General features: G+C 65.1%; 13 protein-coding genes. 8 read left to right on the forward strand and 5 right to left on the reverse strand.

Annotated features, from left to right (window positions below; all coding sequences use genetic code 11):
• The first annotated feature begins 26 nt into the window (after window positions 1-26).
• The 5 genes from CTB96_RS02715 to CTB96_RS02735 all read left to right on the forward strand — a co-directional run bounded on the left by CTB96_RS02715 (window position 27) and on the right by CTB96_RS02735 (window position 5,713).
• A complete protein-coding gene (locus tag CTB96_RS02715; RefSeq protein ID WP_110125374.1) occupies window positions 27-911 on the forward strand; it encodes an ABC transporter ATP-binding protein in 885 nt (294 codons plus the stop codon).
• Window positions 908-2,047, forward strand: a complete 1,140-nt coding sequence (locus tag CTB96_RS02720; protein WP_110125375.1) for an ABC transporter permease — start codon at window positions 908-910, stop codon at window positions 2,045-2,047. The genes CTB96_RS02715 and CTB96_RS02720 overlap by 4 nt, the downstream gene beginning before the upstream one ends.
• A 146-nt stretch (window positions 2,048-2,193) precedes the next feature.
• Window positions 2,194-3,264 carry a threonine aldolase family protein gene (locus tag CTB96_RS02725; protein ID WP_110125376.1) on the forward strand — a complete coding sequence of 357 codons (1,071 nt, stop codon included), beginning with the start codon at window positions 2,194-2,196 and terminating at the stop codon, window positions 3,262-3,264.
• Entirely contained in the window at window positions 3,261-4,964 is a 1,704-nt protein-coding gene (locus CTB96_RS02730; RefSeq protein ID WP_110125377.1) for a long-chain-fatty-acid--CoA ligase, read from the forward strand. The genes CTB96_RS02725 and CTB96_RS02730 overlap by 4 nt, the downstream gene beginning before the upstream one ends.
• A 173-nt stretch (window positions 4,965-5,137) precedes the next feature.
• Window positions 5,138-5,713: a nitroreductase family protein gene (locus CTB96_RS02735; RefSeq protein ID WP_110125378.1), complete on the forward strand. Its 576-nt coding sequence runs from the start codon at window positions 5,138-5,140 to the stop codon at window positions 5,711-5,713.
• A gap of 286 nt (window positions 5,714-5,999) precedes the next feature.
• Here the strand turns inward: CTB96_RS02735 and CTB96_RS02740 are convergent, their stop codons facing one another.
• Window positions 6,000-7,049 (reverse strand): zinc-dependent alcohol dehydrogenase family protein, encoded by a 1,050-nt coding sequence (locus CTB96_RS02740; RefSeq protein ID WP_110125379.1) that lies wholly within the window; start codon window positions 7,047-7,049, stop codon window positions 6,000-6,002.
• A gap of 71 nt (window positions 7,050-7,120) precedes the next feature.
• On the opposite strand from CTB96_RS02740, the gene CTB96_RS02745 reads away from it, so the two are divergent.
• Window positions 7,121-8,500, forward strand: a complete 1,380-nt coding sequence (locus tag CTB96_RS02745) for an LLM class flavin-dependent oxidoreductase (protein WP_110125380.1) — start codon at window positions 7,121-7,123, stop codon at window positions 8,498-8,500.
• A 97-nt stretch (window positions 8,501-8,597) separates the two neighbouring features.
• Here CTB96_RS02745 and CTB96_RS02750 read toward each other — a convergent pair whose 3' ends face one another.
• The 3 genes from CTB96_RS02750 to CTB96_RS02760 all read right to left on the reverse strand — a co-directional run bounded on the left by CTB96_RS02750 (window position 8,598) and on the right by CTB96_RS02760 (window position 9,813).
• Complete coding sequence (locus tag CTB96_RS02750; protein WP_146215734.1) at window positions 8,598-9,110, reverse strand: hypothetical protein; 513 nt, start codon at window positions 9,108-9,110, stop codon at window positions 8,598-8,600.
• Window positions 9,111-9,346: 236 nt separating this feature from the next.
• A complete protein-coding gene (locus CTB96_RS20985) occupies window positions 9,347-9,592 on the reverse strand; it encodes a helix-turn-helix domain-containing protein (protein WP_110125382.1) in 246 nt (81 codons plus the stop codon).
• The gene (locus CTB96_RS02760) at window positions 9,589-9,813 is read right to left on the reverse strand and encodes a hypothetical protein (RefSeq protein ID WP_110125383.1); all 225 of its coding nucleotides are present in this window, start codon (window positions 9,811-9,813) and stop codon (window positions 9,589-9,591) included. Before CTB96_RS02760 ends, CTB96_RS20985 begins: the two co-directional genes overlap by 4 nt.
• 336 nt (window positions 9,814-10,149) lie before the next feature.
• On the opposite strand from CTB96_RS02760, the gene CTB96_RS02765 reads away from it, so the two are divergent.
• A complete protein-coding gene (locus CTB96_RS02765; RefSeq protein ID WP_110125384.1) occupies window positions 10,150-10,533 on the forward strand; it encodes a hypothetical protein in 384 nt (127 codons plus the stop codon).
• Between the two features lie 228 nt (window positions 10,534-10,761).
• Window positions 10,762-11,454: an HIRAN domain-containing protein gene (locus CTB96_RS02775; RefSeq protein ID WP_110125386.1), complete on the forward strand. Its 693-nt coding sequence runs from the start codon at window positions 10,762-10,764 to the stop codon at window positions 11,452-11,454.
• Window positions 11,455-11,787: 333 nt separating this feature from the next.
• On the opposite strand, the gene CTB96_RS20300 is transcribed toward CTB96_RS02775, so the two are convergent.
• Window positions 11,788-12,999 carry a hypothetical protein gene (locus CTB96_RS20300; protein ID WP_146215735.1) on the reverse strand — a complete coding sequence of 404 codons (1,212 nt, stop codon included), beginning with the start codon at window positions 12,997-12,999 and terminating at the stop codon, window positions 11,788-11,790.
• Between the last annotated feature and the right edge of the window lie 517 nt (window positions 13,000-13,516).

The raw sequence follows: 13,516 nt of genomic DNA on the forward strand, positions 1-13,516 counted from the left end.
TATGGGTAGACGACGAAAGGGCTCACATGCTCGAGATCAGGGGAATCAACAAGAACTACGGTGCCCATCAGGTGCTCACCGACGTGAGCTTCACCGTGGGTGATGGGCGCATGACCGGATTCGTCGGAGCGAACGGCGCCGGCAAGACCACCACGATGCGCATCATCCTGGGTGTGTTGGCATCCGACTCCGGCAGCGTTCTGCTCGATGGCACCCCGCTCACGGCCGGTGACCGTCGCCGTTTCGGCTACATGCCCGAAGAACGCGGGCTTTACCCGAAGATGAAGGTGGCCGAGCAACTCGTCTACCTGGCCCGGCTGCACGGGCTCAGCCCCGCCGCTGCCAAGCAGAACACCAACGACCTGCTCGAGCGGCTCAGCCTCGACCAGCGGGCCGGCGACTTGGTGGAGTCACTCTCGCTGGGCAACCAACAGCGGGCCCAGATCGCCGCGGCCCTGGTGCACGACCCCGAGTTCCTGGTGCTCGACGAGCCATTCTCCGGTCTCGACCCGATCGCGGTCGAGGTGGTGCTCACGGTGCTCAAGGAGCACGCCGCAGCCGGGGCTCCCGTGCTCTTCTCCTCCCACCAGCTCGACCTCGTCGAACGACTCTGCGACGACCTGGTGATCATCGCCGCCGGCGAGATCCGCGCCAACGGCTCCCGCGAGAAGCTGCGCGACCAGTTCAGCACGCCGCGATTCGAGATCCATTCCGCCGTCGATGCCGGCTGGATCCGCGGCGTCGAGGGCATCACCGTGATCGACTTCGACGGCGGCGAGGCCGTCTTCGAAGCCGACTCGGATGCCGCCAGCCAGACCGTGTTGCGCGAGGCCCTGTCCCGCGGCGCGGTGCACTCATTCGGCCACCTGCGGCCATCCCTCGCCACCATCTTCAAGGAGGTCGTGCAGTGAGCACAGCTACCGAACCCCGCCGCGACACGCCCGCCCGCACCCGCGCCACGCACACCGCGCCCAGCTTCTGGGCCAGTGTCTGGCTGGTCTCCTCCCGGGAGATCGCCTCGCGCCTGCGCAGCAAGGCGTTCCTCATCTCCACCGGCATCCTGCTGCTGATCGCCGTGGGCTCCGTGATCGCCGGCGGCATCCTCAGCGCCAACACCAGCACCAACACCACCCAGGTCGCCGTGGTCGGCACCGCTAGCGCTGTCGTCGGCGAGTCCTCGGGCCTCACCGCGGTGCCCGCCGACGACGTCGCCGCAGCCGAAGCGCTCGTGCGCGACGGCACCGTGTCGGCCGCCGTGGTGCCGGATGACTCCCTACTCGGCGTGTCGGTGATCGCCCTCGACTCCCCGCCGGCCGACGTGATGAACGCGCTCAGCGTCTCCCCCGCCGTCGAACTGCTCGACCCGGCGGCCCAGGGCGGCTTCCTCGTCTACCTGGTGGCGCTCGGCTTCGGCCTGGTGTTCTTCATGTCGGCGCTCACCTTCGGCTCCACCATCGCGCAGAGCGTCGTCGAAGAGAAACAGACCCGCGTGGTCGAGATCCTGATGACCACCATCCCGGTGCGTGCGCTGCTGGCCGGCAAGGTGGTCGGCAACTCGATCATGGCGTTCGGCCAAATCGTGGCGATCGCGCTGCTGGTAGGCATCGGTATGGCGATCACCGGGCAACGGGTGTTGCTGGCCGACCTCGGCCCGGCCATCGGCTGGTTCGCGGTGTTCTTCGCCTTCGGCTTCGTCATGATCGCCGCCCTGTTCGCCGCGACGGCCTCGATGGTGTCTCGGCAGGAAGACGTGGGCACCACCACCGCCCCGGTCACGTACCTGGTGATGCTCCCCTACATTCTGGTGATCATCTTCAACGACAACCCGCTGGTGATGGCGATCATGTCGTACGTGCCGTTCTCCGCCCCGGTCGGGATGCCCGTGCGCATCTTCCTGGGTACGGCCGAGTGGTGGGAGCCGATCCTGTCGCTGGTCATCCTCGCCCTCACCACCGCCGGGGTGATCCTGTTCGGCTCCCGCATCTACCGCAACTCACTGCTGCGGATGGGCGGCCGGGTCACCTACAAGCAGGCTCTGCGCGGCTGATCACCCGGCGGAGCAGCCCGCCGATTGCGCGGCGAATCGTTCCGCCACAAAGAATCCGGTCTGCCCCGGGGCCTCCGCACACGTTCCGTGCGGGGCCCCGGAGCAGACGCACAGATTCACTGCGTCTGTTTGCGCCAAGATGGAGTGTGACCACCCTCCATGACCTACTCTCCCGCGGCTTCGCCTCCGACAATTATTCGGGCATCCACCCGGAGATCCTCGACGCGATAGTACGTGCCAACGGCGCCCACCAGATCGCCTACGGCGACGACGTGTACACCGCCGAACTGCAGCGAGTATTCGCCCGCCACTTCGGCGAGGGCGTGCAGGCGTTCCCGGTCTTCAACGGCACCGGCGCCAACGTCACTGCGCTGCAGTCGATGCTGCCTCGCTGGGGAGCGGTGGTGTGCGCGAGCACCGCGCATATCAACACCGACGAGGGCGGCGCGCCCGAACGTGTCGGCGGGCTCAAGCTGTTGCCGGTGGCGACCCCCGACGGCAAGCTCACCCCCGACCTGATCGACCAGGAAGCCTGGGGCTGGGGCGACGAGCACCGCGCCCAGCCGCTCGTGGTGTCGATCACCCAGACCACCGAACTCGGCACCCTCTACACGCCGGCCGAGGTGCGCGCCATCGCCGACCACGCACACGCCAAGGGCATGTTGCTGCACATGGACGGAGCCCGCATCTCCAACGCCGCCGCCGCCCTCGGGGTGCCGTTCAAGGAATTCACCACCGACGCCGGCGTCGACCTGCTCAGCTTCGGCGGCACCAAGAACGGCATGATGCTGGGCGAGTGCATCGTGGTGCTCAACCCCGACGCATCCACCGGGCTCAAGTACCTGCGCAAGATCAACATGCAGCTTTCGTCGAAGATGCGGTTCATCTCCGCCCAGCTGATCGCCTTGCTCGACGGTGACCTGTGGCTGCGCAACGCCGATCACGCCAACGCCATGGCCGCGCGCCTGCGCGGTGCCCTGGAAGAGGGCCTGATGGATGGCTCGGTGACCGGAATCTCGTTCAGCCAGCCCACGCAGGCCAATGCGATCTTCGCCGTGCTGCCGGCAGGCGTGGCCGATAAGGTGCGCGAGGCATACCGGTTCTACGACTGGAACCCTGCCACCGGCGAGGTGCGCTGGATGTGCGGCTTCGACACCACCCCGGAAGACGTCGACGACTTTGTCGCCGCCCTGACCAAGGAGCTGGCCACAGCATGAACGTCTTCGCGAGCAAACCCTGGCTGGCGTCTTACGCGGTCGGCGTGCCCAACGCCATCCCCGACCCCACCGAGACCCTCGTCGACATGATCGAGGGCTCCACCCGCCGGTTCGCCGGCGAGGTCGCGCTGGACTTCTTCGGCGGCACCATGACCTACGCCGAACTCGGCGACGAGATCTCCCGGGTGGCCAACGGCCTGCGCCGTCTCGGCGTGAAGCCGGGCGACCGGGTGGCGCTCGTGCTGCCGAACTGCCCGCAGCACATCGTGGCGTTCTACGCCGTGCTGCGCCTGGGCGCGATCGTGGTCGAGCACAACCCGCTCTACACCGAGCGGGAACTGCGCCACCAGTTCGAAGACCACGGCGCCAGCGTCGCCATCGTCTGGGACAAGGTCTACTCCATGGTGCGCGGCTTCCCCCGCGACATGGGCTTGCACACCGTCGTCGCGGTCGACATCACCCGGTCGATGCCGCTGGCCACCCGGCTGGCCCTGCGCCTGCCGATCTCCAAGTCCCGCACCGCCCGCGGCGCCCTCACCGTGGCCCAGCCGCTCAAGGACGCCATCGAGTGGAGCGCCCTAGTGGGCTCCCGCCGGCTGCGCACCGCGCATCCGCGCCCGTTGCTCGGCGACACCGCCGTGCTGCAGTACACCAGCGGCACCACCGGCACGCCCAAGGGCGCCATCCTGTCGCACTTCAACCTGCAGGCCAACGCCCAGCAGAGCGAAGCCTGGGTGCCCGGCCTCGAACGTGGCAAAGAGGTCTTCTACGGCGTGCTGCCGATGTTCCACGCCTACGGCCTCACCCTCTGCCTCACCGTGGCGATGTCCATCGGTGCCCGCCTGGTGCTGTTCCCCAAGTTCGACGTGGGTCTGGTGCTGAACGCCGTCAAGCGCACCCCGCCCACATTCCTGCCCGCCGTGCCGCCGATCTACGACAAGCTCGTGAAGGCGGCGAACGAGAAGGGCATCAGCCTGCGCGGCACCAAGTACGCCATTTCCGGAGCGATGAGCCTGCCGTTGGCGACAGTGGAACTCTGGGAGACCGCCACCGGTGGCCTGCTCGTCGAGGGCTACGGCATGACGGAGTGCTCACCGATCGCGGTCGGCAACCCGATCGGTTCCAGCCGCCGGCCCGGCACGGTTGGCGTGCCGTTCCCCAGCACCGAGATCCGGGTCGTCGACCCGAAGGATCCCACCGTGGACCGCGGCTTCGACGAAGAGGGCGAGCTGCTCGTGCGCGGCCCGCAGGTCTTCTCCGGCTATTGGGACCGCCCCACCGAGACCGCCCAGGTGCTGCTGGCGGATGGCTGGCTGCGCACCGGTGACATCGTCACGGTGTCATCCGACGGCTTCGTCACCGTGGTCGACCGCATCAAGGAACTCATCATCACCGGCGGCTTCAACGTGTCGCCGTCGGAGGTGGAGGCCGCGTTGCTGTCTCACCCCGATATCGCCGATGCCGCCGTGGTCGGCCTCAAGGCCGAGACCGGCGGGGAAGACGTGATTGCCGCGGTCGTGCTTGTCCCCGGCGCCACCCTCGACGTTGCGGGCCTGCGCGAATACTGCCGCACCCGCATCTCCGCCTACAAGGTGCCTCGCCGCATCGTCGAGGTCGACGACCTGCCTCGCTCGCTGGTGGGCAAGGTGCTGCGCCGGCAGGTGCGCGACAGCCTGGCCGCCCAGACGCCCGCCGGCTGACCCGGCGCTCTGGCAGGTACACCGCTGGGTGCACCTGCCTCTGCGACTGCGAGCCCACCTGTACGAACTCACATGCGAATGCATGGAATACCTGCGCGCGCCGCGCGTTGGAGTCACAGGGACAACGGTGCCCCACATCCGATTCACCTCATTGGTATAGAAAGCCGGGCACCATGACCCTCATCACCGATTCCCACAGCCGCGTCGCCGACACCACGTCGCCGATCCTCCCCGCCCTCGCTGAGCGCTGGAGCCCCCGTGGCTTCGACCCCACCGCAGTGATCGACGAAGACACCCTCACCACGGTGCTCGAAGCCGCCCGCTGGGCGCCGTCCGGCAACAACAACCAGCCGGCCCGCTTCATCGTCGCCCGCCGCGGCTCCGCGAGCTTCACCAAGATCCACCAGCACCTGATGGGCTTCAACCAGGCGTGGGCCGACAAGGCATCCGTGCTGATCCTCAACATCGCCGAGGGTGACAACCCCTGGGCCCAGTACGACCTCGGCCAGGCCGTCGCCCACCTCACCATCCAGGCCCAGCACGAGGGACTGTTCACCCACCAGCTCGGCGGCATCGACCGCAAGGGCTTGGCTGACGCGTTCAACCTCAAGGCCAGCCAGGCCGCCGTCACCGTGACTGTGCTCGGTGTGCTCGGCGACGCCGAGGCGCTCTCCCCCGAGCTGCTCCAGCGCGAGACCGCCCCGCGCACCCGCAAGCCCCTCACCGAGGTTGTGCTGGTCAACGACTAAGACCTGCACCCGAGTTGCCAGTTGAGGCCCCCTCCGGCACGTCGAACGGGCGCCAACTGGCAACTCGGCCTCGGGCTCCGCTGTGACATGCCAGTTCCGGCCCCCTCAGGCACCTTGAGGGGGCGCAAACTGGCAACTCACCTGGCGGACCTGCTGCCAGCGGGGCCGCTCGGCGCTGCGCCATGCGCCACTCTCCGCAGTGCGCGCATCCCGCCCCACTTGCCGCACACATAACTAACGCCCCCTCGCATCTCGCGAGGGGGCGTTCGTCGTTCAGCGCTGCACCCTACGGGCGCAGCAGAACCTTGATGGCGCGGCGCTGGTCCATGGCGGCGTAGGCCTCGGCCACCTCGGTCAGCGGCAGCTGCAGGTCGAAGACTCGGCCGGGGTTGATCGCTCCGCTGAGCACCTCCGGCAGCAGTTCCTCAACATAGGCGCGCACGGATGCGACTCCGCCGTTCACGCCGACGTTGCGGCCGAAGAGTGCCTTGATCGGCAGCTCGGCGCCGCCGTTCGGCACGCCGACGTAGCCGACCATGCCACCCGGGCGGGCCGAGCGGATCGCCTGGTCCATCGATTCCTGGGTGCCGACGCACTCGAGCACGAAGTCGGCGCCCACGCCGTCGAACATCTCGTGGATGCGCTCGACACCGGCGTCGCCGCGCTCTTCGACGATGTCGGTGGCGCCGAACTCGCGGGCGACGGCCTGCCGGTCGGCGTGCCGCGACATGGCGACGATGCGGGAGGCGCCGAGGCGCTTGGCGGCGATGATCGCGCAGAGTCCGACGGCCCCGTCGCCGACCACCACGACGGTGCTGCCAGGGGTGACGCCGGCCGACACCGCGGCGTGGTGCCCGGTGCCCATCACATCGGCCAGGGTGAGAAGGCCGGGAACCTGGTCATCCGTGGGCTGCACGGGGGTGGCCACCAGCGACCCGTCGGCGTGCGGAACCCGCACACGCTCGCCCTGGGCGCCGTCGGCGAACCCGCCGAGCTGGTCGTTCGAGCCCCACCAGCCGCCGTTCAGGCAGGAGGTGCTGACGCCGTTGACGCAGTTGACGCAGGTGTTGTCGCAGTCGTAGAACGGGGCGATGACGAAGTCGCCCACCTTGATGGTGGTGACGTCGGGCCCGATCTCGTCGACGATGCCGACGAACTCGTGGCCGATCCGGTGCGGCTCCTTGGTGGGGGTCACACCGCGGTACGGCCACAGGTCTGAGCCGCACACGCAGGCCGCTACGACCCGCACAATGGCGTCGCCGCCGGTGGAGAGAACGGGGTTGGGAACTTCATCGAGTCGGATATCCCGCTCGCCGTAAATAACTGTTGCACGCATCCCAAAAGCCTAACCCCGCCGGTATGACCGACTGTTGCGTGGGGGCCCGGCGCCTCTCGTAGTGTGGGCTGATGACCTCGTCTCCGCACGCCCAGGCCCGGCCCTTGCGTTTCAACGCATTCGTGATGAACACGGCCTCGCACATCCAGCACGGCCAGTGGCGGCGACCGGATGCCCGGCAGCACGAGTTCAACGACGTGGACCTGTGGATCGAGGTGGCGCAGACCCTCGAGCGGGGTGCCTTCGACGCCCTGTTCTTGGCCGATGTGGTCGGGGTCTACGGACCCGTCGGTGGCAACTACACGGTGAACGCCCGGGAGGGCCTGCAACTGCCCAACAACGACCCGTCGGTGCTGCTCGGCGCGCTGGCCACCCACACCACGCACCTCGGCCTGGCATTCACCAGCTCGATCCTGCAGGCGCATCCGTTCGAATTCGCCCGCCGGGTGTCGACTCTCGACCACATCTCGCGCGGCCGGGTGGCGTGGAACATCGTGACCAGCTTCCAGGAGAGTGCGGCCCGCAACTTCGGTCTCGACCGGCTGGGCGACCACGACAGCCGCTACGACCAGGCCGCCGAATACCTCGACGTGGTCTACAAGCTCTGGGAAGGCTCCTGGGACGACGACGCGCTGCTACGGGATAAGGCCGGGGCGTTCTCCGACGTCGACGGTATCCACCGGATCAACCATGAGGGCGAGCACTACCGGGTGGAGGGACCCCACCTGTCGTCACCGTCGCCGCAGCGCACGCCGTTCCTGTTCCAGGCCGGATCATCCCCCAAGGGCCGCCAGTTCGCCGGCACCCACGCCGAGGCGCAGTTCGTGGGCGGCAGCACCCCAGAGCAGGTGCGGACGATCATCAGCGACACCCGCGATGTCGCGGTGGCGCAAGGGCGCGGTCCCGACGACATCCTCTTTTACGTGGCGTTGAGTTTCATCATCGGCAGCACCGAGGAAGAGGCAAAGCGCCTCGAGCGGGAGTACGACGAGTACGCCAGCGAGGAAGGCTTCCTGGCCCACGCCAACCTCGGCGTCGCGCAGGACGACGGCACGCCCTACCCGCCGGACACCCTGCTGCGCGACATCACCACCAACGGCAACAGGTCCACTCTGGCCAGCGTCACGCACAGCATCGAGGGTCGCGAGCCCACGGTGCGCGACCTCGGCGAGCTCTCGGCCAAACGGCACATCCGGGTGGTGGGCACGCCCGATCAGATCGCCGACCAGCTGCACGACTGGCGGGCGGCCGGTGTCGATGGCGTGAACGTCGTCAACTGGGTCCTTCCCGGCAGCTACACCGACTTCGTCGACCACGTCACCCCGGTGTTGCAGGACCGCGGCCTGCAGCAGCGCGAATACGCGCCGGGCAGCCTGCGCGAGAAGCTGACCGGATCGGCACTCACCAACGAACGGCACCCCTCGGCGAAGTACCGCGGGGCGTTCAGGTAGAACACGTCACCTAAAAAGGAGATAGTCACTTCATAAGGACGTTTTCGCGAATATCGTCCTTTTTTGCGCACTATTGCCTTTTTAGCGGGCGGATGCCTCAATACCAGTCGGTCTGGCTGAGGAAACGTACGACGACGACTGGGGAGCCGTTCATCCGGGCCGAAAGCACCTTCGCCTGGGCCACAGCATGGTTGATCTCGTCGTAGAGCTGCACCCTCAAATGGCTGAAGCTCGTGCCCTCGGTGATGGCGAAGAAACCTGCGGATCCCCGCTTCGGCTTTGCCTCATGTCGGTGCGGCCAGATCCGCACGAGCTTGCCCTCGGCGACGACCGCGCGCTTCTCAAAGAGGGTCAGGACCGTCCGGTCCGGCGGAATCGACTTTCTCGGCTGCTTGGGGTCGAATTGTCCGAGGATGGTCGGCGATACGCCCACGTTTGTTTCCAGCAGGCGAGCCGTTTCCCGGTGCCCGGTGTCGAATGCCGACGGCTCACCCTCCAACCAGTCGCTGCCGAAGATGCAGTTGCGCAGTTGCGCAGCGATGGGTGGCATCGAGTCCGCGTGCCAGTCGCTGTCGTCCGTGAGGTAGTAGCTCTGTGGCTCGGCAGTCATGAACACAGTCAACAGCATGCCGGGTGACTCGACGCGACGGCAGGATTCGAACCTGCGGCGAAGCCCAGTATCGGCGGGGTTGTTAGCTGACTTGCCCGGAATTACGCGGGATTTGGGTCCGTTTCGATTTGCTCAATCTGAGTGGATTGTGGGGAGTTGTGGGGTTTGCGTGTGGGGTGGCGCAGGTTGGAGCCGTGGCTGTAACGCCATTCCATGGTCTGAGCAGTCCGCACGACTCACCCTTGCTGACCGCTTATTCGCCGCCAGGACGCGTCCGTGAGACCGTAGGGGTTTCCCGGGAGCGCGGCAGTCTGATAGGTCTCCACATATGCCTCGATGGCAGCACGAGGGAACGTGAGAGTTCGACCCGACCGCAGGTATCCGATCTTCTGTTGGTACACCAAGCGACGCAATTTGGACGGCTCTATCTTCAGATATGCCGCGGCCTGCTCGGCGGTGTTTATGTCGTCCAGATCGATCATGGTCGTGCCTCCCCGGGCGTCTGCTTGTCGAGGGGGAAGTTGTTGAACCACTCGAGCAGGTCGGCGTGCCCAACAAGGGGCTTGTTGCCGTAGTAGCGGGCGGTCAGTGTTCCCTTTTTAAGGGCTGCCGCGATGACGAATTCGGAGAGGCCGGTTGCACGGCATGCGCCTTCGATGCTGTACGAGATGGGGGCCGGGGCTACGGGGCGTAAGTCAATCATCCGGGCAGCCTACGTCCGACACACTCGGTCGAACGACAAATGTTCCTATTCACGAATTCAGTCCTCACATAGGCAGATCCGAAGCGAATCGTTACCAGGATCGTGTCAGGATGCGCCCATGGACGACTTGGAATCACCAAATTGCCCCGCCTGCCTGCTCCAACTGGACGCGACAGAACAGGGCGCTTTGGTGGTGTGGAGTTGTTCGGGGCGCGGGCTGGTGAGGCCTTAATCCCTCGGAGTAGCCGTGCCAGCCGAAGTCGCGCTCGGGACTCAAGCACTTCCGCCGCAGCATGCAAACGGGTACATTGACCCGTAATCAGGGGGGCTGAGGCTATGGCCGAATCATTCTTCGAAGAACTCACGACCGTGACGGGAATCCGGGCGTGGAGCCAAGCTCGCGAACCGAAACTCCTAACGCGCGAGCAAGAGAATGACCCGCGGGCCTACCTCCTGCTGTCTGTGCGCTGCCAGGTGGACGGTTGCCACGAACTAGGGGAAGCGGTGTACTACATCGATCCTCGGCTGCCACAGGCTGGCATGATCGGACTCTTTGGAGCGCTGCGATGGGACGCGACGGAGTTGCACGTCACTGCGATCTGCCCGAAGTGTGTGTTGTACATCACCACACCGCTCCAGAGCATCAGCCGCAACCGACTCGAGAATGTCTTTGCCGAGATGATCGCCGACGGCTCGGAAGAATCCACCGTGACAGGATGATTTGTCGGTGGGATCACGCGAGGTCGTGGCACAATGCACACCGTGGAAGACCTTGACACCCCAAACTGCCCCGACTGCCTAAGCCGGATGGAGCCCGTCGAGCGTTGGACTGCGGTCGTCTGGCGATGCCCTGAGTGCGGAATGGTGCGGCTTTAGGCTGGCGACCCGGAATGGGGGGTTCTCGTCATTCCCCGGGTCGATAGCCTTGCCTGCAAAGGGGGCGTTTGTATGGAACTGATACTTGCCGTTTGCTTTTTCTTGGTGGCGCTGTATTTCGTTTACAAGGGAGTAGTAGGCGCCAGTAAACCGAAAACCGCAGCTCCCCCGCCCATCGCGGTCAGATCGCAGACGTCGGCCGCGCGCTCGGGTACGCAATACGTCGCAAAGAACTTGGCCCACCTACCGGCCCCCAGCTTGTCGCTCCCCGACTCGAGCATCTATCTTTCAAGTGATCGCTGGGACGAATTGCTTGTGAGTGATGCCGCCGGCATGCCCACGTTGTACCTACAGTCACACAAGGGTCGGCTCTGGCTCACGGAGCCGACGACCGGACTCTTGGTCAGCGTCGGGAACAAGCACCTCCGACGAATGGGGATCTGGTCCGTCAGCGTTCGAGGCCTCGACTACCACAAAGCGGCGGTGCGAGCCGGGGACTTTCGACCAGGTTCGAAGGTTCGGCTGGTGCGGGAGCCTAACAATGCCTTTGATAAGAACGCGGTAGCTGTGTGCGCCGCGTCGAGCAACGACATCATTGGATACTTCAACAAGGGCATGGCACCCGGGCTAGCGAAGGTTCTGGACACCGAGGCACCAGTCGAAGCCATCTCAGTTACCGGCGACGGCGTGGGCAAGACTGGTCCGGTCCAGGTTGTTGCCGCATCGCCGGCGATCCTGCGCCACCTTCTCCGAAAAACGCACTAGCTGGCTAGCGGCGTGGGATGACGCCAACTGCGAGTGCGGCACCATCAAGGTTGTACGCAATGGGTGCGGAAGCGGTCGGTCGTTGGGCGGTCATTCCCGAAGACTGCGACGGCGAAATGCGGCTATGCTCCGAAATCCCTTGCATACGGAAACAGGCCGCAAACGATAGATTCCGATCACAATTGATACCCAAGCCATGACACACTCACGCGCGTGGAAGACCTAGAAACCCCAAAATGCCCCGCCCGTCGGCTCCAATAGAAGCGACAGAACGGGGCAAGATGGTGGTGTGGCAGTGTCCCGGGTGCGGGCTTGTAAGGCTTTAGGAAGGTGTCAGGCGATGAGCCCGGCGGCTTTTGCAGCCTTATAGGCATCTGCGACAGCCTTGACCGTTGCCGGATCCAAGGAGATGTTCACAGCTTCTCCTTTGTTGCTTGATATGCCCTCTCCATCAACGTGGGAACCAAACAAGCGCTCACCCATTAGGTAGCGAAGCCGCTCGCTCTGCTCGACGCTCATACCCTTGCTGAACGAGGGCATCGCGATGACATCCAGAGCTCGATAGCGAGCCTCCACGGATTGTCTCTGACGTTTGCCAGCTTCTCGGAACGCGTACGCCGACAACGCGACCAGCGTCAAGGAAACGCCTACTCGAAGCGCCGCACCTTCAACGTCATGATTCCCGAAGGCGAACTCGGCCGCCAGATAGATGAACGCCAACAGGGCTGAGCCTATGGCGATCTTGTTCCAATTCCCGTACGCCTTCTTCTCATGTTCTGCGAAGTCCAAGTAGTTTCCGCCAACTGCCCGATCGGCGATCTTCTTTATGAGATCGTTTCCGCTTTCGTGATTCTCCTTGAGACTCGCCAAGAAGACTGCGGCTTCGTCCTTAAGCGTCGATCTCTGTTGATCAGCCTCGGACCGAACGTCACCCAGCACCTCTTTCAGGTATTTGGTGGCGTTATCGGCCTGCAACTGATCGAGTGCTTGAATCTCGGTGAGCGACGCTTCCGCCTCGAGGGCTCGGGCAGCGGACGCCTCGGCGAGAGCGTTCGCCTGCTCTTCTAGCTTCAACAATCGAGCTTGAGCGGCAGCAATCTGTTCTGCAATCCCTTCAAGAGATTGGTCGGCAACCTGTCTATATGCATCGATTGAAGCGGAAACACCGTCGCCCTCAGTCCCTCGGCGACCGCTTGGCCACTTGAAGTCCGTGAGATAGGACAGGATTTGGTCACAGCCTGCATCTATCGCGTTGACAGTCGCCGGGAGCATCGCTGCAGATTGGTCCCAGCCGGCCAACTGGGTGAGTACACCGTCAGTTTGCGCCGCCAGAGCTTCTGCTTGCGAGATTCGTTGGCTGGGAAACAGGTATGGCTCTATCGGCCTGAAACTCTTGACGTACCGAGCGACGGCTACGGCGCGGGCGACTGTGTAGCGGTCTGTTGTCGTGCGACCGATAGCAGCAAGAGCCGCTGAGACCACATTGGAGCTGCTGGCCCACAGGCGGTGCCCCTTAAAGGCATCGAATTCTTCCTTGGTGGTCATGCGGGGGCGGCGGCGTTGGCAATGAACATGCGGTCACAGTATCGCAGCGGACACCGGTGCGATCACCAGCCGGTAGGGGGTTGGGGTTATGGGGAACCGCCCTGGGCGACCTCCGGGGCAGCGACCCTTCTATTCGTGACAAAAAATCGAGGAAACATGGCCAGACTGGGGCAGTTTTTCCCTCAAAAACGAGTGGGGAGAGAAGGGTCACCGCCCCGGAGACCGCCCGGGGAGAGGGTCGTTGACCCCTGGGGCCAGGGCCCTAGGGGGTCGGTGAGAGCTAACCGCGGGCAGCCCATCCACCTGGCGATGACGCCGCTGTGTGTTTGTTATGGCATCGAGCGCACAGCCCCCGACCACGCGCCGGATCGTCAGGGTCAGCATGGGAGGCCAGCAGTTCGCGTCGAGTCAGCGGGTAGTGGTCAGCGACAGTCGATCGAGCAACCGTGCAGAGAACGCAGGTCACGTCACGCGCAAGAACTTGACGTCGGAAGGCGAGGTGGCCCTCGCTCGAGTA

Source organism: Cryobacterium arcticum, assembly GCF_003185895.1.
Lineage (GTDB): Bacteria > Actinomycetota > Actinomycetes > Actinomycetales > Microbacteriaceae > Cryobacterium > Cryobacterium arcticum.